Source organism: Pantoea stewartii, assembly GCF_011044475.1.
Classification (GTDB): domain Bacteria; phylum Pseudomonadota; class Gammaproteobacteria; order Enterobacterales; family Enterobacteriaceae; genus Pantoea; species Pantoea stewartii.
Genome location: NZ_CP049115.1, coordinates 1542962 through 1559951, shown reverse-complemented (window position 1 = coordinate 1559951; position 16990 = coordinate 1542962). Strand labels below are relative to the sequence as shown.

Sequence of the window (16990 nt, the reverse complement as noted above, 5' to 3'; positions counted from 1 at the left end):
GCCATAGTCGTGTGACACGTACTCTACGAAAGCAATAACGCGGACAGGTTGTCCGCGATCAAGATGTTGCACACAATGGCGCAGAAGAGTCGTTTTAAGCGGAGCAGAAAGGAGATTACTCCAGTTCCGCCATCAGCTTAACCAGATGCTCTACGGCTTTTTGCTCATCTTCACCTTCCGCAGAAAGTGTGACAACGGTGCCCTGAGTCAGACCCAGAGTCTGCAGCTTAAACAGGCTTTTGGCGCTGGCCGATTTGCCGTTGGAGGTCACGGTGATTTCTGACTGGAAGGCTTTAGCTTCTTTGACAAATTGCGCAGCAGGGCGAGTATGTAGTCCGTTTGGTGCGGTAATGGTAACTTCTTGCTGGAACATTCTATTTCCCCAACGTTTTCAGGATGAGTGTTATGGATCTAAAGTCTAGCCTGGAGCCGTAACTTTAGCCTGTGTAGGTGCGCGGGTATACAACTTACAATCGAACAAATGCGCTTGAATGAGTGTTTCATTCCCGCTGCGTGTCAAAACACGAGTTGAGCACGTCACCGGGTAATTATGCCGTGATTCGCCCTTTCACTAAATCTGAAACTTGATTCAGCTTGATCCACTTCAAAGGAGGATTAATTTCAGGCATCGAAATAATTGGCAGTCTAAATACCAGAGCCACACGACTGAAATCAATTGGCTGCATGGTAAAAGTGAGATCTGCGCCACAAAAAAGCACCCGTCAGGGTGCTTTTTAAGCGTTTGTCCAGGGCGAACTTCGGGCTATTGTAGCTCTTTTTCCGTGAAAAGATCGGCAAACAGCGCGGTGCTGAGATAGCGCTCACCGGAAGAAGGAAGAATGACAACGATGTTTTTGTTGGCGTAGGCTTCATCTTCCTGCAACTTCAGCGCGGCGGCAACGGCGGCACCCGAAGAGATACCGGCCAGAATGCCTTCTTCTTCCATCAGGCGACGGGCCGTGGCGATCGCTTCATCATTAGTGATGCCGACAGCTAAATCGATCAGCGCCAAATCCAGGTTACCCGGAATAAAGCCCGCGCCAATCCCCTGAATCTTATGCGGGCCGGGTTTGAGCTCTTCGCCCGCCATCGCCTGCGCAATCACCGGTGAGTCAGTGGGTTCTACGGCCACGGTGATCAAGGATTTCTTACCCTGGGTGTTTTTGATGTAACGGCTTACGCCTGTCAGCGTGCCGCCGGTCCCCACACCGGCAATGAACACATCCACTTCACCATCCGTGTCTTCCCAGATTTCGGGACCGGTGGTTTTCTCGTGAATTTCCGGGTTGGCCGGGTTACTGAACTGCTGCAGCAGTAAATATTTGTCGGGATCGCTGGCCACGATCTCTTCGGCTTTGGCGATCGCGCCTTTCATGCCTTTTGCGCCTTCGGTCAGGACCAGATTCGCGCCCAGGGCTTTAAGCAACTTACGGCGCTCAACAGACATAGTGTCCGGCATGGTCAGCGTCAGTTTGTAACCGCGCGCGGCGGCCACGTAGGCTAATGCAATACCGGTGTTACCGCTGGTCGGTTCAACCAGTTCAATACCTTGCTTAAGAATACCGCGTTTTTCTGCGTCCCAAATCATGTTGGCACCGATACGGCATTTCACACTGAAGCTCGGGTTACGGGACTCAACCTTCGCAAGGATGCGGCCGTTACCGATGCGGTTCAGTCGAACCAGCGGCGTATGACCAATTGTCAAAGAGTTGTCTTCATAGATCTTACTCATAGCCTGTCCTTAACTGTATGAATTATTGGGAACCCTCTGAGCATACCTGTTCTGCCCCGTGGCGGAAGGAAAGAAATCATATATCTATATGTCTCATGGCGATAAGACCTGCCGAAAATTGCATAAGGATAGTTGATATGTTCAGCGCAGGCTTTCACGAGCTAGGTTCGCCCGGTAGCGATCAACCCACATCGCGGTGGCCCCACACACGGCGACCGGCATAATGGCCAGGTTCACCACGGGAATCATTGTAAAGAGGCTCACCAGCGCGCCAAACTGCATATTGGCTGTCTTGTGCTGGCGTAAGGCATGACGCATCTGCTGAAAACTGACTTTATGGTTATCGAAAGGATAGTCGCAATACTGAACAGACAACATCCAGGCGCTGAACATAAACCACAGCACGGGCGCCACCGTCTGCCCAAAACCCGGGACCAGATAAAGTAATAACAGGCCCAGTGCGCGGGGCAGGTAGTAGCCCAGCTTTTGTAATTCGCGTTTCATGATGCGCGGCACGTCTTTAACCATGCCCAGCCAGCCGCTGTCAGGCAGTGGTTTACCCGTCAGCCGCCCCTCAAGTTGTTCCGCCAGCAGGCCGCAAAACGGCGCGGCAATCAGGTTGGCTATCGTTGAAAAGAAATAGCTAAACACCAGCACCACCGAAATCACCGACAGCGGCCACAGCACATAGCTGAGCCATTGCAGCCAGTCCGGCACATGCGACATCAGTTTGGGGATCCACTCATCAAGACGGAAAAATAACCAGACAAAGGCGCCGCCTAGCAGCAGGATGTTGACCAGCAAGGGGATGATGACGAAGCGCCGTATGCCCGGTAACCTGATTAGCTTCCAGCCCTGGCTAAAATAGTGCATGCCATTAAAAGAGGAAACGGAATTATTCACAGCCATCGAGCCAGTTCTCCTGAAGATGTTAAGGCGCGCCTACTATAACCTGGCTTTTTCTGCTGACCAGGTGCCGTTTGGGTAAAAAAACAACGAAAAAGTGGCGGTAAGCAATCTTATTTGTGAGAAAATACTGCACAGACTTGCACTTATCTGGCAGGGCAAATACAGTTAGAGAATAAAGTTTGCCGCGGTGGCAAGGTATTGGAACAACAGAGAATACAATGATGCAGGATTTGCGTCTGATATTAATCGTTGTTGGCGCGATCGCCATTATAGCGCTTCTTATTCACGGACTGTGGACCAGCCGTAAAGAACGCTCTTCAGTCTTCCGCGATCGCCCGCACAAACGTTTGAAACAACGTGATGAACATGATGATGAGACGCTGACCGACGACGTTGATGACGGCGTCGGTGAAGTGCGTGTGCGTAATACGCGCGGGCACCAGGAGCCTCATTTTGACGACATCCGCGAGCCACAGCCTGAAGTGCGGCGTGAGCCTGTTAAGGAGCGCCCGCGTCAGCCTTCTGCGCCGCAGCCTGAAAGCGATCCTCTTTTTGACCCGGCACCGCAACCGGAACGTGCGCCACAACGGCCTGCACCGACTCGCCAGCCACCAGCCTTCACCGCACCGCCGGTTCAGGCCGATCCGTTGCTGGATAGCGATCCGCTGGACAGCGTTCAGCCTAATCCTGTTTATCAGGCCGAACCTGAGCCTGACTATGAGCCTGAACCTGAGGTGGTCAGTCCGCCGCCGCAGCCGAAACAACCTGAACCTCGTCCGCAGACCAGCAGTAAGCCCAAAGAAGCGGTGCTTGTGCTGCATGTCGCGGCGCACTCAGGCGGTCATCTGAATGGTGAAGCCTTGCTACAGGGCATTTTGCAGGCCGGTTTTCAGTTTGGTGAAATGAACATTTTCCATCGTCATCTCAGTCCGGCAGGCAGCGGTCCTGTGCTGTTTAGTCTGGCTAACATGGTGAAACCCGGTTCCTTCAATCCTGACGAAATGACCGACTTCACCACGCCTGGCGTCTCCATTTTCATGATGGTGCCGTCGTATGGCGATGCGAATCAGAACTTTAAGCTGATGCTACAGTCCGCGCAGCGTATCGCGGACGATGTGGGCGGTGTGGTACTGGATGACGAACGCCGGATGATGACGCCGCAAAAGCTGGAAACCTACAAAGCGCGTATCCGCGATGTGGTCGAATCCCGCGAGTAATCCACACTTTTTCAAATTATTATGATGAACCCCCGCCTGTCGGGGGTTTTTTATCTGATGGGGTTATATGAAATCCGTCCAGGAACACATCACTGAACTGCGCACCACGTTGCGCCATCACGAATATCTGTATCACGTTATGGACGCGCCGGAAGTGCCGGATGCGGAATACGATCGCCTCATGCGGGAACTGCGGGATCTGGAAGCACAGCATCCTGATCTGATCACGCCTGATTCCCCCACGCAGCGCGTAGGGGCCGCCCCGTTGATGGTATTTGAGCAGGTACGCCATGAAGTGCCGATGCTGTCACTGGATAACGCGTTCGATGAAGCCAGTTTCAGGGCCTTCAATAAGCGCGTCCAGGATCGTCTGAAAAGCACCGACGATCTCACCTATTGCTGTGAACTCAAACTGGATGGCCTGGCGGTCAGCCTGTTGTATGAAGATGGCTTATTAACGCGCGCGGCGACGCGCGGCGATGGCACAACAGGCGAAAATATCACGACGAATGTGCGGACGATTCGTGCCATTCCGCTGCGCCTCAAAGGGGACAATATTCCCGCCAGAGTAGAAGTGCGTGGAGAAGTGTTTATGACGCAAAGCGGCTTTGAAAAACTCAATGCCGAGGCGCGCCGTACAGAGGGCAAAGTCTTTGCTAATCCACGCAATGCGGCAGCGGGCTCGTTGCGCCAGCTGGATCCCCGTATCACCGCGAAACGACCGCTAACGTTCTTCTGCTATGGACTGGGCCTGCTGGAAGGGGGCGAGATGCCCCGCAGCCACATGGCGCGACTGCAACAGTTCAAAGCCTGGGGCCTGCCGGTCAGCGACCGTATTCGTCTGGTGCGGAACGCCGATGAAGCGCTGGCGTTTTATCACGAGGTTGAATCAGAGCGCGCCACGCTGGGTTTTGATATCGACGGCGTGGTGATTAAAGTCGATTCGCAGGAATTGCAGGAAAAGCTGGGCTTTGTCGCGCGCGCGCCGCGCTGGGCCGTGGCGTTCAAGTTTCCTGCGCAGGAGCAGATGACGATTGTGCGTGACGTCGAGTTCCAGGTGGGGCGGACGGGCGCTATTACACCTGTTGCCCGACTGGAACCCGTTCAGGTGGCAGGCGTGATGGTCAGCAATGCCACATTGCATAATGCCGATGAAATTGAACGCCTTGGCCTGCGCATTGGCGACAAAGTCGTGATTCGTCGTGCCGGCGATGTGATTCCTCAGGTGGTCAACGTTGTAACCAGCGAACGGCCTGACAATGCCCGTGAGATCGTGTTTCCTTCTCAGTGCCCGGTGTGCGGTTCCGATGTTGAACGCGTTGAGGGCGAGGCGGTCACGCGGTGTACCGGTGGCTTAATCTGTGGTGCACAGCGCAAAGAAGCGCTGAAGCATTTTGTGTCGCGGCGCGCCATGGACGTTGACGGCATGGGTGACAAGATTATCGATCAACTGGTCGAGAAAGAGTACGTCAAAACCCCGGCCGATCTGTTCCGGCTCAGCCGTGAAACCCTGACCGGGTTAGATCGTATGGGCGCGAAGTCGGCGCAGAATGTGGTCGACGCGCTGGAAAAAGCCAAATCCACTACGCTGGCGCGTTTCCTCTATGCGCTGGGTATTCGCGAAGTCGGCGAAGCCACGGCGGCAAACCTGGCCAGTCATTTTGGCGATCTGCAAAAGGTCATGGATGCCGATCTGGACGCGCTGATTGCGGTTCAGGATGTGGGCACGGTCGTCGCGAAGCACGTACGTCACTTCATGGAAGAAGAGAGCAACCGCGAGGTGATCCGGCAGCTGGTTGAAGATATTGGTATCCACTGGCCCCAGGTGGTGGCGGTGAACCCCGGCGAGATCGACAGCCCGTTTGCAGGCAAGACCGTAGTGTTAACGGGCTCACTCTCGCAGATGAACCGGGACGATGCCAAAGCGCGACTCATCGAACTCGGTGCCAAAGTCAGCGGCAGCGTATCGAAGAAAACCGATTTGCTGATCGCAGGAGAAGCTGCGGGTTCGAAGCTGGCAAAAGCGCAGGAGCTGGGCATCGAGATCATTGATGAAGCCGAAATGATCCGGCGACTCGGTGCCTGAGATGGATAAGCAGGCGCTGGTCGAGATTGCGAATACGGCCATGCCGTTTGGCAAATATAAAGGCCGGATGCTGATTGATTTGCCAGAGCCCTATCTGCTCTGGTTCGCCCGCAGCGGCGAGTTTCCGGCTGGTCGTTTGGGGGAGCTGATGCAGCTTACCCTGGCGATAAAAATTGAAGGGCTGGAAGGGTTAGTTAAACCTTTAAAGCGCGGTGACTGAGTTCGCGGCCTCGCATGAGGCCGCGTGTCTGAACGTGTTTCCGTTATTTCTGCGATTCCACGACAGCCGCTTTGCTTTTCTCCGCCTGCAACGCATTGGTTCGCTTGTAGCGTCCGGCAATAAACGAGCACACCATCAACTGAACCTGGTGAAAAATCATCAGTGGCAGGACGATGATACCCACCGCGCTGGCGGGGAACAGGATATTGGCCATCGGCACGCCGTTCGCCAGGCTCTTTTTCGAGCCACAGAACAACACCACGATTTCATCGGGACGACTGAAGCCAAACAGGCGCGCAGCTAGATAGTTAATAATCAGCACCAGCGTCAGGAGCAGGATGCAGCCCGCCAGAATCCACAGCAGCGTATCAATCCCGACGCGTTTCCAGATGCCGTTCACCACCGCTTCGCTGAACGCGGAATAAACCACCAACAGAATGGACGTCTGATCGGTGATGCCAATCAGGCTACGGTTCCTTTCCACCCAACCGCTAATCCAGCGGCGTGACAGATGACCTAAAACAAACGGCACCAACAGTTGCAGCATGATTTTACCCACCTGCTCAAGGCCATCGCCTGGTCCGTTACTGTTGACGTCCATCACCAGATTAACCAGCAGCGGGGAGACGAAAACACCTAACAGGCTGGATGCCGATGCGCTGCACACCGCCGCAGCCACATTGCCGCCAGCCATTGAGGTGAACGCGATGGCCGACTGGACGGTGGCAGGCAAAATGCAGAGGTAAAGGAAGCCGGTATAAATTTCTGCGCCGACGTTAACCGGATGCCACCAGACAATCAGCAGCCCCAGCGCCGGGAACATAACAAACGTACTGCACATGATCCAAAGGTGAAGCCGCCAGTGGCTGCTGCCTGCGATGATTTTTTCGCGTGACAGTTTGGCACCGTGCATGAAGAACAGCAGGGCGATGGCGGCGGTGGTCAGGTACGTGAAAAAGTCCACGAAGCCGCCTCTCGCCGGAATGAAAGAGGCCAGAAGTACAGTGATGATCAGCTTGATCATCATCGGGTCAATACGGAGAAATCCCATCGTTAAAATCCGGTTAAATTAAGTCTGGAGTGATTGTGCGCGATGAGGGTTTAGAAATAAAATTGATTTATTAAATGAATCTATGCGAGAAATTAATGAATTACTCCCTACGTCAGTTACGCACCTTTGTGGCCGTTGCGCATTACGGTGGCTTTAGCCAGGCAGGGCAGGCGATTGGGCTGAGTCAGTCTGCGGTCAGCCACAGCATTAAAGAGCTGGAAGCGGAAACGGGCGTCCGCTTGCTGGATCGCACGACGCGCGAGGTGGTGCTGACCGAAGCCGGGCAGCAGCTGGCTTCGCGTATGGAAAGGTTGCTGGAAGAGATAAACACCACGCTGCTGGATATTCGTAGCTATGGCGAACAACGCAGTGGTACGGTACGCATCGCAGCGAGTCAGACGATCTCAGCCCACCTGATGCCGCAATGCCTTGCCGCCAGTCAGCAGAGCTACCCGGAAATAAAGATCATCCTGCACGATCGGGTGCAGCAGGCCGTGCTTCAGAGCGTACGTCACGCCGAAGTCGATTTTGGCATTGTGATTGGCCCGCTGAATGACAGTGAATTCGATTGCTGCGCCATACTGGATGAACCCTTTTTACTGCTGTGCCGGGAGGATGATCCGCTTGCCGAGGTCGGGCAGGCAAGGTGGCCGATGTTGGAGGGACGTACAATGGTGCTTCAGGATTATGCGTCGGGCAGCCGGATATTAATTGACGCGGCGTTACGTCAGCAGAATATCAGTATCAATGTGGTTCAGGAAATCGGTCATCCGGCCACACTGTTTCCTATGGTGGATGCAGGCATCGGGATCAGCATTTTACCCGCGCTGGCGTTACCGCTTCCTGCGGGGCGCGCGTTGACGGTAAGACGTCTCTATCCTGAAATCAATCGCAGCCTGACATTAATTAAGCGCAAGAATCGCTCGTTAACGCCTGCGGGCGAGGCCATATGGCAGGAGGTGCGTCAGCAGGGAGCTCTGCTGACGCAACAACGTGCTTCCAGTCCTGCGTTTTAAATATAGACGTCGAGCTGATTATTTTGGGTAGGGCGATTGACGCCGTCGGCTGACACGGTTTTACCTTCTTTTTCCGCCTGTTTCGCTTCGGCCTTTTGTTGCTCTTTGCGTTGCAGCTGCTGGATTTGCGCTTCTAAAACCTGAATCTGCGCTTTGATTGTATCCTGCTGCTTCTTCTTTTCTTCGGTGGTCAGTGTCTTATCATCGCCCAGACTTTTTAACTGGTCGTTCAGGCGCGAAATCTGCTTATTCAGACTGGCAATTTGTGCTGCCGTGTCTGATGAGGCGCTTGTCGTATCTGACGTTGAGCCACTGCCGATGCTCGGTGTGCTGGTTGAAATAGTTGTCATGATGATCTCCTTGCAATTAGACGTTTTAGGTTATCGGATGCGCGCGGCAAAAGCTTAATGCCTCAAAATGTTAAATTTACGAAAAGATTTTTACAGATTAACGTTAGTCCTTACCATTCAGTTGAGTAGACGGGTAACGGTGGCGGATACGGCTGTTGGTTTCATTATTTCGGCAGTGGGAAAAAGCAGGGCGGGTAACTGAACCTGCGGCAGATTCTCATTCCGCACGTCAGGCATCGGAGCGCAGAAACGAAAAAAGCGCCAGAAGGCGCTTTTTCCTGAATTTGGTGGGTCGTGCAGGATAGTCTTCAGCCCGGCGGGCCTCGCCCTTCGGGTGATGCTGGCGCATCAGCCTGAATCGCTGTGTGATTCAGTCGAACCTGCAGCAGGTTCTCATCCTGCACATCAGACATCGGAGCGCAGAAACGAAAAAAGCGCCTGAAGGCGCTTTTTTCTGAATTTGGTGGGTCGTGCAGGATTCGAACCTGCGACCAATTGATTAAAAGTCAACTGCTCTACCAACTGAGCTAACGACCCGAAGTGGTGGGTGATGACGGGTTCGAACCGCCGACCCCCTCCTTGTAAGGGAGATGCTCTACCAACTGAGCTAATCACCCACTTCGGTACTGCTTCACAAGAGTGTCATCTGACTAAGATATGGTGGGTGATGACGGGTTCGAACCGCCGACCCCCTCCTTGTAAGGGAGATGCTCTACCAACTGAGCTAATCACCCATATCTTATCTCTTGTCACTGCGGGCCATCTTAAACCTTCTTAAGAGTGGTGGGTGATGACGGGTTCGAACCGCCGACCCCCTCCTTGTAAGGGAGATGCTCTACCAACTGAGCTAATCACCCCCGCTGTGTGGAGTCGCATTATAGGGATAGTTGATTTTGAGTCAACGCTTTTTAAAACTTAATTGTGCGTTCGGTTTAATTTTAAACATCTCGCAGGGATTTTATCCAATATGCTGGTTTTCTTAGCAGAAATGCGGGCTTTGCTGCCGCTCTGCTACGTTGCATGCATTGAGGATTCATCATCAGGTGCTAGAATGTGCGCACTGTTTTCGCGTCTAACCTGTTTTTTGTCATCCAGACAAGAACCCGCGCATTTAAGGCAATACTGAATGAAAATCAAAACTCGCTTCGCGCCAAGCCCTACTGGCTTTTTACATGTAGGCGGTGCTCGTACCGCACTCTATTCATGGCTCTTTGCTCGTCATCATCAGGGCGAGTTTGTGCTGCGCATCGAAGATACCGATCTGGAGCGTTCAACACCGGAAGCCATTGAAGCCATTATGGACGGTATGAACTGGCTGAGTCTGGACTGGGATGAAGGCCCGTATTATCAGACCAAACGCTTTGATCGCTACAACGCCGTCATTGATGAAATGCTGGAAGCAGGCACGGCTTATAAATGCTACTGCTCTAAAGAGCGTCTCGAAACGCTGCGTGAAACCCAAATGGCGAACGGTGAAAAACCGCGTTACGACGGGCGTTGCCGCGACAGCCACGAGCACCATGCCGCAGACGAGCCTCATGTGGTGCGCTTCCGTAACCCGCAGGAAGGCTCGGTCATTTTTGATGACCAGATTCGTGGCCCGATTGAATTCAGTAATCAGGAACTGGACGACCTGATTATTCGCCGTACCGACGGCTCGCCAACCTACAACTTCTGTGTCGTGGTTGATGACTGGGATATGGGCATTACGCATGTTGTGCGCGGTGAAGACCATATCAATAACACACCACGTCAGATCAACATTCTGAAAGCCATCGGGGCTCAGGTACCGGTTTACGCGCATGTTTCCATGATCCTGGGCGATGACGGTAAAAAACTGTCTAAGCGCCATGGTGCAGTCGGTGTTATGCAGTATCGTGATGATGGTTACCTGCCGGAAGCGCTGCTCAACTATCTGGTGCGTCTGGGCTGGTCCCATGGCGATCAGGAAGTGTTCTCCGTTAAAGAAATGACAGAGCTGTTTAGCCTGGACGCGGTGAGCAAATCTGCCAGCGCCTTTAATACGGAAAAACTGCAGTGGTTAAATCATCATTATATTAATGCGCTGCCACCTGAGTACGTTGCCACGCATCTGCAATGGCACATCGAACAGCAAAATATTGATACACGTACCGGCCCGGAGCTGGCGAAACTCGTTACGCTGTTGGGTGAACGTTGCAAAACGCTGAAAGAGATGGCGGCATCCTGCCACTATTTCTACCAGGACTTCACAGAGTTCGATGCGGATGCCGCGAAAAAGCATTTACGTCCGGTCGCCCGCCAGCCACTGGAACTGGTTCGCGATAAACTGGCTGCATTGACTGACTGGAATGCCGAAACGGTGCATGCCGCTATCCAGCAGGCTGCCGATGAGTTAGGCGTCGGTATGGGTAAAGTCGGTATGCCATTGCGTGTAGCCGTTACCGGAGCAGGGCAGTCACCGGGACTGGATGTGACGGTCGAAGCGATTGGCCGCAGCCGTAGCGTTGAGCGTATTGAGAAAGCGCTGGCCTTTATTGCTGAGCGCGAAGCGCAGAGCGAATAATCTTTCTCTTTGACGGCTGGCGGTGATGTTATCAGGACACTTACTGACAACACCCGACTAAAGTCTGAGCCGCGGGACGTGATTGTCAGCGGCGCAAAAAAACCGGAAGCCTCGCGCTTCCGGTTTTCTTATTCTTCACGAATGCCCAGACGCTCAAGCACACCTTTTATCCCTTCCCGCAAAATCAGGGCCATAAGTTGATCCTGTTCATTCTGGCTCATTTGCTGGACAGAACTTATTAATAACGCAGGTAATGAATTAGGTGGAGGAGTATAATTGCCTGTAGGTTCATTGAGATTACGTGTCGACTGAATAAAGCTTTTTACGCGCTCATCAATGTGGATCAGTCTCGCTTTTCCGCCCTGAACGCCGGGTTTTGGCGTCGTCGTCCAGTTCTCGCGTTTGATCCATTTGTTCACCGTCTGCCGACTGTAGCCCGTTTCGATTGCCAGTTCTTCCGGAGTAAGCCATTCCTTTTTCACGATGCTGTCCCTGTTCAATACATTAGCTATACATATTACAGGAAATCGTAACGGGTGAAAGTAACGGAAAACGAAATTGCCTTTTGTCTCTCAACAAAAGGCAATAAGGAATTATTGCGCAGTGTGTACCTGTTCGGCAGCGGGGCGGAACGCCAGGAAGTAAGCCAGACCCACGAAGACGGCACCGCCTACAGCATTACCTAAAAATACCGCCACAAAATTCGGGAAGTATTCAGCCCAGGTCATCTGACCGGCGAAAATCGCCGCAGGAATAATGAACATGTTGGCGACAACGTGCTGGAAACCAATCGCCACGAACGCCATCACCGGGAACCACATGCCAAAAATTTTACCGACGACATCTTTACTGGCGAATGCCAGCCAGACGGCCAGGCACACCAGCCAGTTACAGCCAATGCCGGAGATAAAGGCATGCAGGAAATCGGCATGCACCTTCGCATTCGCAATCGCCAGCGTTTTTTTCAGGTAATCACCTTCGGTCATGGCCAGCATGTGACCAAAGAACCAGGCAATCGCGATGCTGCCGAGGAAGTTCGCAATCGTTACCCAGAACCAGTTACGTAATACGCTGTAACCGCTAACACGGCGGGCAAACCAGGCAATGGGCAGCGTCATCATGTTACCCGTTAGCAACTCGCCCCCGGCCAGAATGGTCAGGATCAATCCCACCGGGAACACGGCAGCCCCTAAAAAGCCACCAAATGACCCCCAGTCTGCGGGTAAAGAGTTAATGACGTGAACATCCAGCAGGAACCCTGTAGCAATAAAGGCACCGGCCATGAAACCAAGAATGATAAGGGAGCTAATGGAGGCATGGCTTTTGGCCACCCCTGCCTGAATCGCCAGTTGGGCGATCTCTTTAGGTGTATGCAGCGACATATATTCTCTATTGATTTTAGTGGTGGAGCGAAAACGCCTGGTTGAAGAACGGTGCGCTGGAGAAAACCATGCAGCCGTATTAAATAGCGGGCTAAGTTTTACACGACATTACAGGGAAGACAAGATAATTCCTATAACATATTTAACGATGCATTAACTTAACGCCGATCAAAAAGGTTTAACCCCGACCAGACACCTTACATCATATTAACAAGCTCTTTTTCTGCGCAAACGGACGTCATCGCGTTAAGTTTGCCGTCTTTTTCAGCGATCAAACACAGAATGTGATTTTGCCGTTGACACTCCCTGGGGGGTTTCATATTATGCCGTCCGTCGCGTAACACGACGGTTTTTTCGGTTCGGGGCTATAGCTCAGCTGGGAGAGCGCTTGCATGGCATGCAAGAGGTCAGCGGTTCGATCCCGCTTAGCTCCACCAAACTTCTCCCAAAAGTTTGGCACTGAAAAAACGATTTCCAGATGTGGGGGTATAGCTCAGCTGGGAGAGCGCTTGCATGGCATGCAAGAGGTCAGCGGTTCGATCCCGCTTATCTCCACCAATCATCTTTTTCTATTCAAAATCAATAAGTTAAAAGATTTCGAGTGAGTGACTTTACTCATATACTGCCACAGTGTTGTTAGTGGCGATTTGTGAGAATAACATCCCTGTGGCCTGTAGTTACTAGCTCGAACAGGTAGCAGTTCAAAACTCGAAAGCTAATGACGCGCCTCCGTCTCAAAACACTTCTTACAAAACAGTCTGATCACACGCATTTAAGCCGGATGGGCGGCCATACACGGCCACTAAACAGGTTTATGGTGGTAATGCTCCGGTAGCTACAGATCCGGCTCTGCCAGCGTCTCAGCCACGCTCCCGCAAGGGTACACGGTTATCCTGATAAGGTGTGGTCATTCTGGACAATTATTGATGAAGTCGCTACGCTCCGCTTGTTGGTAGTATTACCAACGGGGCTTATTGGCTCCTATGGTTTTTTTATATAGACACCTTCAAAACTGACTCATATGATAAAACAATCTTATCTGTGAGACTGCTAGCATGGATACAACAGAAGAGTTAAACGGGACGTACTTCTATAAAGGTGTATCTAACCTTTCAGCAGGCGAGTTGTTTTTCTGGGTATTTCTTGATGCTGTAGATGAGCAACTTGGGGTATCAGATATTGCTGCTGCTACTTTCATCATCGTTGGACAACCAAATCGTCCAACACGTGGCAAAATTGGCGGTACAATGACGACTAAAGGCACTTCCCTAATCTCAGAGACAGCAAGACGCTATCTCAATGTTGAACTTCCTTTCAGACTTCCCACACTCACTAATTCCAGCATAAAAAGATTGAGGTTTTCATTCGTTACCAATCTTGGCGCTTTTGTCGGACGGACTGTGCCGATATTGGGCTGGGTTATTGTCGCTTCAGACATATCAAAAATTGCTTTCAATGCCACGACTAACTACAACCGCATAGCACGAGGTAATGATAAGTTATGGTAACTGACGAGCAAGTCTTGGATTTTTTTCGCCAAAATTTACCGCAGGTCAGAACGTTCAGCTTCAAAATCGTTCCACTTGAAATCAATGATACGTTACAGGAATACGCAGAATTTGATGATCTGGTTGAAGCTATTAATAAGTATTCTGACCAATTCAATATCGATGTTTCAAAGTTGAATATTGACAATTATTACCCCTGGAAAACCCCTTGGTTCTTCCATGAATGGTTTAAAAAAGAGCCAGTAAAACAAAATAAGAAGCCTCTGACAGTAAGCATGTTCGCTGAATCTGCAAAGGCAGGTCGTTGGATCTATGAATAGTTGCTTTATAATATTTGACAGGAACAAATAATGAGAAGGATGTGCAAATTATGTTTAGCGGAAAGTGATTTACAGCAATCGCACGTTATCCCCAGAAGCTATTTTAAGCGGCTTAAAAAAGAAAATGGTAAAATTGTTCTTTTTGAAGATGGGATAAAATCCTTAGTAGGCAATTTTGATCCTAAAGAGCCTATGCTATGCAGGAATTGTGAGCAATTTTTGTCTATTAATTACGAGCAGTACGGAATTAGAGTATTAAGAGATCACAAAAATTTCAGGAAAAATGCAGACCACATCATCATAGGATCTTTTCAGTATGAAAGATTTTACCTCTATCTACTCAGTATCCTTTGGAGGGCTTCAATTGCAAAGGACGCTTATTATGATACTGTGCAGGGCACAGAGAGCTTAGATGATTTATTTAGACATTGCATTGCGGAGAAGAAGCTAAGGATTAACAAGCTTAGCGGCTTAAGGTTAGACCATTTTATCAAGGTTTCAGTTTTTAGAATTGTTGATAGTACATTTCATATCTCAGATGAAATTATCAAAGATATATTATCAAACTTTGTACAGAAAATGAGTGAAACTCATAAAGGAATAACTTGGTATTTTATAGTTGAGGGGTTTATTATCTATTATAATTTTTTCATAGGGAAAGGCTTTCACGAGATAAGAGCAACTAAGTTTTTATCCCAACTCAAAAAGGGAAGTCACCAAAAAATCCTCAAAGTAGAGATTACCCAAAGTAAAACGTTAATTGATTTATTCAATAGTATGATAAGAGGATAATAGTAATTAGCAGCGCTTTGAAAAAATATTGATATTTTTTATGAGTTAATGATATGTGTTTTAATCCTATTGAAGGCTATTTAAATTTGATTGAAAATCAATCTCCCTCACAGGGTAATGTGTAAGAGATTATACCTTATTATGGTTGGTTTATTCTAAAATATTAGTGGCTTACAATTATTTAATCTTCATCCTACTGTGGGCGGGTGTACCTCATATCCCCTCAATGACATACCACATAAAAAATAATCACAATTACCTCATCCCCGTTTCGGGCAACTACATTTTCTCCCCGCTGCTCTATGTCCGCTCGGGGGAGTATTAATCATGCCGGAATTGTGTTTATGAATGGAACAGGATTTTGGGTCAGGGTCAAAGCAGCCCTAAAATACCAAGTGAGTGACTTTATTCATACCTTTCCACAGAATGTTAGTGGCGGTTTGTGAAAATAATCCGCTTTGGTCTGTAGTCACATCTCCCGAACAGGCATCATCGTTCCACTTCAAATCAATGACAGGTTACAGGAATACGCAGAATTTGATGATTTAGTTGAAGCGCTAGATCAGTATTCTGACCAGTTTCAAATCGGTGTTCAACACTGAATATTGATAATGACTATCCCTGGAAAATGTCATGGTTTTTCAGAAAATGGTTTACGACTGAACCAGTTAAGCAAGACAAAAATTCTCTGACGGTAAAAATGTTTGCTGAATCAGTAAAGGCAGGGCGTTGGCTAATGGGGAGATGATTTATCCTTTTAACGAAATAAGAATTCAAAGGGTGCCAGTCAGGGAGGGCGTTGCTAATAATCGATAAAACGATCCTGTTAGTAGGGGTTAACCTGTCAGTTTCACCTGTAAATTAACTATTCATTTTAAAACACCGCCTGGCTCATACGGACGGGTGAGTTGAGCCTGCGTCGCCTTCTCGTTTTATCGGGCGCTTTTCATATTTCCCTCGTACGTTCTCGTTACGATTGTTCCAACTGCTGAACCAGCCATCCCCTGAACGCGTCAAGCTGCGAGATAAATTCCCTGGCTGATGCGCCGGGCTGATAACTTTCGGCGAGAAAGAAGGCGATGGCAGCTTCCTGGTCGGGATAACGCAGAACAAAGCGCGATACATGCTCGGCAAGCGTTGCAGGCCAGTCCGCGTCGCTATCCTGGCGCAGCATATTCGTTGAGCGAATGACTTTTCTGGCGGCGGCGCGTTGCCACTGCTGGCGGCCGGGCAAGGCGCAGGACAGTTTCGCGACATACTCGTCTAAAACCTCTGTGAAATCGCCATTTAGTGCCCTCGCCAGCGCTTTCGAGGGTCTGAACCGGTTAAAACGCACCGATAAATCTTCACCGTAAAGGCAGCGGCAGTGATGCTTTAGCCAGTATCCCCATGTATTAAGGTTGTTCGGATCCATCACCTCACTTAGCGTGCCTTTATCAACGTCAATGTTACTGACGACAGGATGCCTTGCCGTAAGCCTCTCTTTTACGGCCGCCAGGCTGTCGCGCGTAGCGGGCGCGAGCGGATGACGAAAGACAAGACAGACATCCAGATCAGACTGCCCTTCGACGGCTGTGCCAAACGCAACGCTGCCATAGAGCCACAGGCTGTGAAGATCATCGCCGACGGTCAGACGGAGTTGATGAATAGTATCGTCAACGATTGCCTGAAACGCCGGTTGAAAGGCGGTCACAGGTGGAACGGCGATGTAACCCTCGGCATCCAACGCCATAAACGCTCCTTTAAGAAGAGAGAGGACTGTGTGGCAAGGGGCAGACTGCAAGCTGCTGTCAATGCAAAGTAGCAGGGTGACTCAGGAAGGGTAAAGCGTAAGCGTTAAACCGTCTCTGGTTAAAAGCAAC

At 50.6% G+C, this 16990-nt stretch carries 17 protein-coding genes, 6 tRNA genes and 1 other RNA gene; 11 read left to right on the top strand and 13 right to left on the bottom strand.

Annotated elements, in window-relative coordinates; all coding sequences use genetic code 11:
- Window positions 1-115 precede the first annotated feature (115 nt).
- The 3 genes from ptsH to cysZ form a co-directional block, all read right to left on the bottom strand.
- The gene (gene ptsH, locus G5574_RS07370) at window positions 116-373 is read right to left on the bottom strand and encodes a phosphocarrier protein Hpr (RefSeq protein ID WP_003848868.1); all 258 of its coding nucleotides are present in this window, start codon (window positions 371-373) and stop codon (window positions 116-118) included.
- A 390-nt stretch (window positions 374-763) separates the two neighbouring features.
- A complete protein-coding gene (gene cysK, locus G5574_RS07365) occupies window positions 764-1732 on the bottom strand; it encodes a cysteine synthase A (protein WP_033740801.1) in 969 nt (322 codons plus the stop codon).
- A gap of 141 nt (window positions 1733-1873) precedes the next feature.
- A complete protein-coding gene (gene cysZ, locus G5574_RS07360; protein WP_164482386.1) occupies window positions 1874-2641 on the bottom strand; it encodes a sulfate transporter CysZ in 768 nt (255 codons plus the stop codon).
- Between the two features lie 218 nt (window positions 2642-2859).
- Here cysZ and zipA point away from each other — a divergent pair, with 218 nt between their 5' ends.
- From zipA to G5574_RS07345, 3 genes are all read left to right on the top strand, one after another.
- Window positions 2860-3858, top strand: a complete 999-nt coding sequence (gene zipA, locus G5574_RS07355; protein WP_164482385.1) for a cell division protein ZipA — start codon at window positions 2860-2862, stop codon at window positions 3856-3858.
- A gap of 67 nt (window positions 3859-3925) precedes the next feature.
- The gene (ligA, locus tag G5574_RS07350) at window positions 3926-5944 is read left to right on the top strand and encodes an NAD-dependent DNA ligase LigA (protein WP_058707732.1); all 2019 of its coding nucleotides are present in this window, start codon (window positions 3926-3928) and stop codon (window positions 5942-5944) included.
- A 1-nt stretch (window position 5945) separates the two neighbouring features.
- Entirely contained in the window at window positions 5946-6164 is a 219-nt protein-coding gene (locus G5574_RS07345) for a DUF3820 family protein (RefSeq protein WP_006117794.1), read from the top strand.
- A 43-nt stretch (window positions 6165-6207) separates the two neighbouring features.
- On the opposite strand, the gene G5574_RS07340 is transcribed toward G5574_RS07345, so the two are convergent.
- Window positions 6208-7215: a bile acid:sodium symporter family protein gene (locus G5574_RS07340; RefSeq protein WP_006117793.1), complete on the bottom strand. Its 1008-nt coding sequence runs from the start codon at window positions 7213-7215 to the stop codon at window positions 6208-6210.
- Between the two features lie 95 nt (window positions 7216-7310).
- Here G5574_RS07340 and G5574_RS07335 point away from each other — a divergent pair, with 95 nt between their 5' ends.
- Window positions 7311-8231, top strand: a complete 921-nt coding sequence (locus G5574_RS07335; RefSeq protein ID WP_033740794.1) for a LysR family transcriptional regulator — start codon at window positions 7311-7313, stop codon at window positions 8229-8231.
- Here the strand turns inward: G5574_RS07335 and G5574_RS07330 are convergent.
- From G5574_RS07330 to G5574_RS07305, 6 genes are all read right to left on the bottom strand, one after another.
- A complete protein-coding gene (locus G5574_RS07330) occupies window positions 8228-8581 on the bottom strand; it encodes a FlxA-like family protein (protein ID WP_006117791.1) in 354 nt (117 codons plus the stop codon). The genes G5574_RS07335 and G5574_RS07330 overlap by 4 nt on opposite strands.
- A 285-nt stretch (window positions 8582-8866) precedes the next feature.
- A non-coding RNA gene (locus tag G5574_RS07325) (RtT sRNA) lies at window positions 8867-8999 on the bottom strand.
- Between the two features lie 43 nt (window positions 9000-9042).
- A tRNA-Lys gene (locus G5574_RS07320) sits at window positions 9043-9118 on the bottom strand.
- A gap of 4 nt (window positions 9119-9122) precedes the next feature.
- A tRNA-Val gene (locus G5574_RS07315) sits at window positions 9123-9198 on the bottom strand.
- 41 nt (window positions 9199-9239) lie between these two features.
- Window positions 9240-9315, bottom strand: a tRNA-Val gene (locus G5574_RS07310).
- 47 nt (window positions 9316-9362) lie between these two features.
- A tRNA-Val gene (locus tag G5574_RS07305) sits at window positions 9363-9438 on the bottom strand.
- A 269-nt stretch (window positions 9439-9707) separates the two neighbouring features.
- On the opposite strand from G5574_RS07305, the gene gltX reads away from it, so the two are divergent.
- On the top strand, window positions 9708-11126 hold the full coding sequence (gene gltX, locus G5574_RS07300; protein ID WP_058707734.1) for a glutamate--tRNA ligase: 1419 nt from the start codon (window positions 9708-9710) through the stop codon (window positions 11124-11126).
- Window positions 11127-11254: 128 nt separating this feature from the next.
- Here the strand turns inward: gltX and G5574_RS07295 are convergent, their stop codons facing one another.
- Entirely contained in the window at window positions 11255-11608 is a 354-nt protein-coding gene (locus G5574_RS07295; protein ID WP_033740792.1) for a YfeC-like transcriptional regulator, read from the bottom strand.
- Window positions 11609-11719: 111 nt separating this feature from the next.
- A complete protein-coding gene (locus G5574_RS07290; protein ID WP_164482384.1) occupies window positions 11720-12508 on the bottom strand; it encodes a formate/nitrite transporter family protein in 789 nt (262 codons plus the stop codon).
- A 361-nt stretch (window positions 12509-12869) separates the two neighbouring features.
- Between G5574_RS07290 and G5574_RS07285 the strand changes: the two genes are divergently transcribed.
- From G5574_RS07285 to G5574_RS23670, 6 genes are all read left to right on the top strand, one after another.
- Window positions 12870-12945 (top strand) — tRNA-Ala (locus G5574_RS07285).
- 45 nt (window positions 12946-12990) lie between these two features.
- A tRNA-Ala gene (locus tag G5574_RS07280) sits at window positions 12991-13066 on the top strand.
- 497 nt (window positions 13067-13563) lie between these two features.
- Entirely contained in the window at window positions 13564-14016 is a 453-nt protein-coding gene (locus tag G5574_RS07275; RefSeq protein ID WP_164482383.1) for an STM2901 family protein, read from the top strand.
- Window positions 14010-14336, top strand: coding sequence for a DUF1493 family protein (locus G5574_RS07270; RefSeq protein WP_058707736.1), 327 nt, complete (start codon window positions 14010-14012; stop codon window positions 14334-14336). Before G5574_RS07275 ends, G5574_RS07270 begins: the two co-directional genes overlap by 7 nt.
- Before the next feature lie 30 nt (window positions 14337-14366).
- Window positions 14367-15128, top strand: coding sequence for a hypothetical protein (locus G5574_RS07265; protein ID WP_164482382.1), 762 nt, complete (start codon window positions 14367-14369; stop codon window positions 15126-15128).
- 628 nt (window positions 15129-15756) lie between these two features.
- On the top strand, window positions 15757-15876 hold the full coding sequence (locus tag G5574_RS23670; RefSeq protein ID WP_080577421.1) for a DUF1493 family protein: 120 nt from the start codon (window positions 15757-15759) through the stop codon (window positions 15874-15876).
- Window positions 15877-16098: 222 nt separating this feature from the next.
- Here G5574_RS23670 and G5574_RS07255 read toward each other — a convergent pair whose 3' ends face one another.
- The gene (locus G5574_RS07255) at window positions 16099-16860 is read right to left on the bottom strand and encodes a nucleotidyltransferase domain-containing protein (RefSeq protein ID WP_164482381.1); all 762 of its coding nucleotides are present in this window, start codon (window positions 16858-16860) and stop codon (window positions 16099-16101) included.
- Window positions 16861-16990 lie beyond the last annotated feature (130 nt).

Coding starts and splice junctions, on each gene's coding strand:
- ptsH (WP_003848868.1), bottom strand. CDS start 373: ATGTTCCAGCAAGAAGTTACCATTACCGCACCAAACGGACTACATACT.
- cysK (WP_033740801.1), bottom strand. CDS start 1,732: ATGAGTAAGATCTATGAAGACAACTCTTTGACAATTGGTCATACGCCG.
- cysZ (WP_164482386.1), bottom strand. CDS start 2,641: ATGGCTGTGAATAATTCCGTTTCCTCTTTTAATGGCATGCACTATTTT.
- zipA (WP_164482385.1), top strand. CDS start 2,860: ATGATGCAGGATTTGCGTCTGATATTAATCGTTGTTGGCGCGATCGCC.
- ligA (WP_058707732.1), top strand. CDS start 3,926: ATGAAATCCGTCCAGGAACACATCACTGAACTGCGCACCACGTTGCGC.
- G5574_RS07345 (WP_006117794.1), top strand. CDS start 5,946: ATGGATAAGCAGGCGCTGGTCGAGATTGCGAATACGGCCATGCCGTTT.
- G5574_RS07340 (WP_006117793.1), bottom strand. CDS start 7,215: ATGGGATTTCTCCGTATTGACCCGATGATGATCAAGCTGATCATCACT.
- G5574_RS07335 (WP_033740794.1), top strand. CDS start 7,311: ATGAATTACTCCCTACGTCAGTTACGCACCTTTGTGGCCGTTGCGCAT.
- G5574_RS07330 (WP_006117791.1), bottom strand. CDS start 8,581: ATGACAACTATTTCAACCAGCACACCGAGCATCGGCAGTGGCTCAACG.
- gltX (WP_058707734.1), top strand. CDS start 9,708: ATGAAAATCAAAACTCGCTTCGCGCCAAGCCCTACTGGCTTTTTACAT.
- G5574_RS07290 (WP_164482384.1), bottom strand. CDS start 12,508: ATGTCGCTGCATACACCTAAAGAGATCGCCCAACTGGCGATTCAGGCA.
- G5574_RS07275 (WP_164482383.1), top strand. CDS start 13,564: ATGGATACAACAGAAGAGTTAAACGGGACGTACTTCTATAAAGGTGTA.
- G5574_RS07270 (WP_058707736.1), top strand. CDS start 14,010: ATGGTAACTGACGAGCAAGTCTTGGATTTTTTTCGCCAAAATTTACCG.
- G5574_RS07265 (WP_164482382.1), top strand. CDS start 14,367: ATGAGAAGGATGTGCAAATTATGTTTAGCGGAAAGTGATTTACAGCAA.
- G5574_RS23670 (WP_080577421.1), top strand. CDS start 15,757: ATGTCATGGTTTTTCAGAAAATGGTTTACGACTGAACCAGTTAAGCAA.
- G5574_RS07255 (WP_164482381.1), bottom strand. CDS start 16,860: ATGGCGTTGGATGCCGAGGGTTACATCGCCGTTCCACCTGTGACCGCC.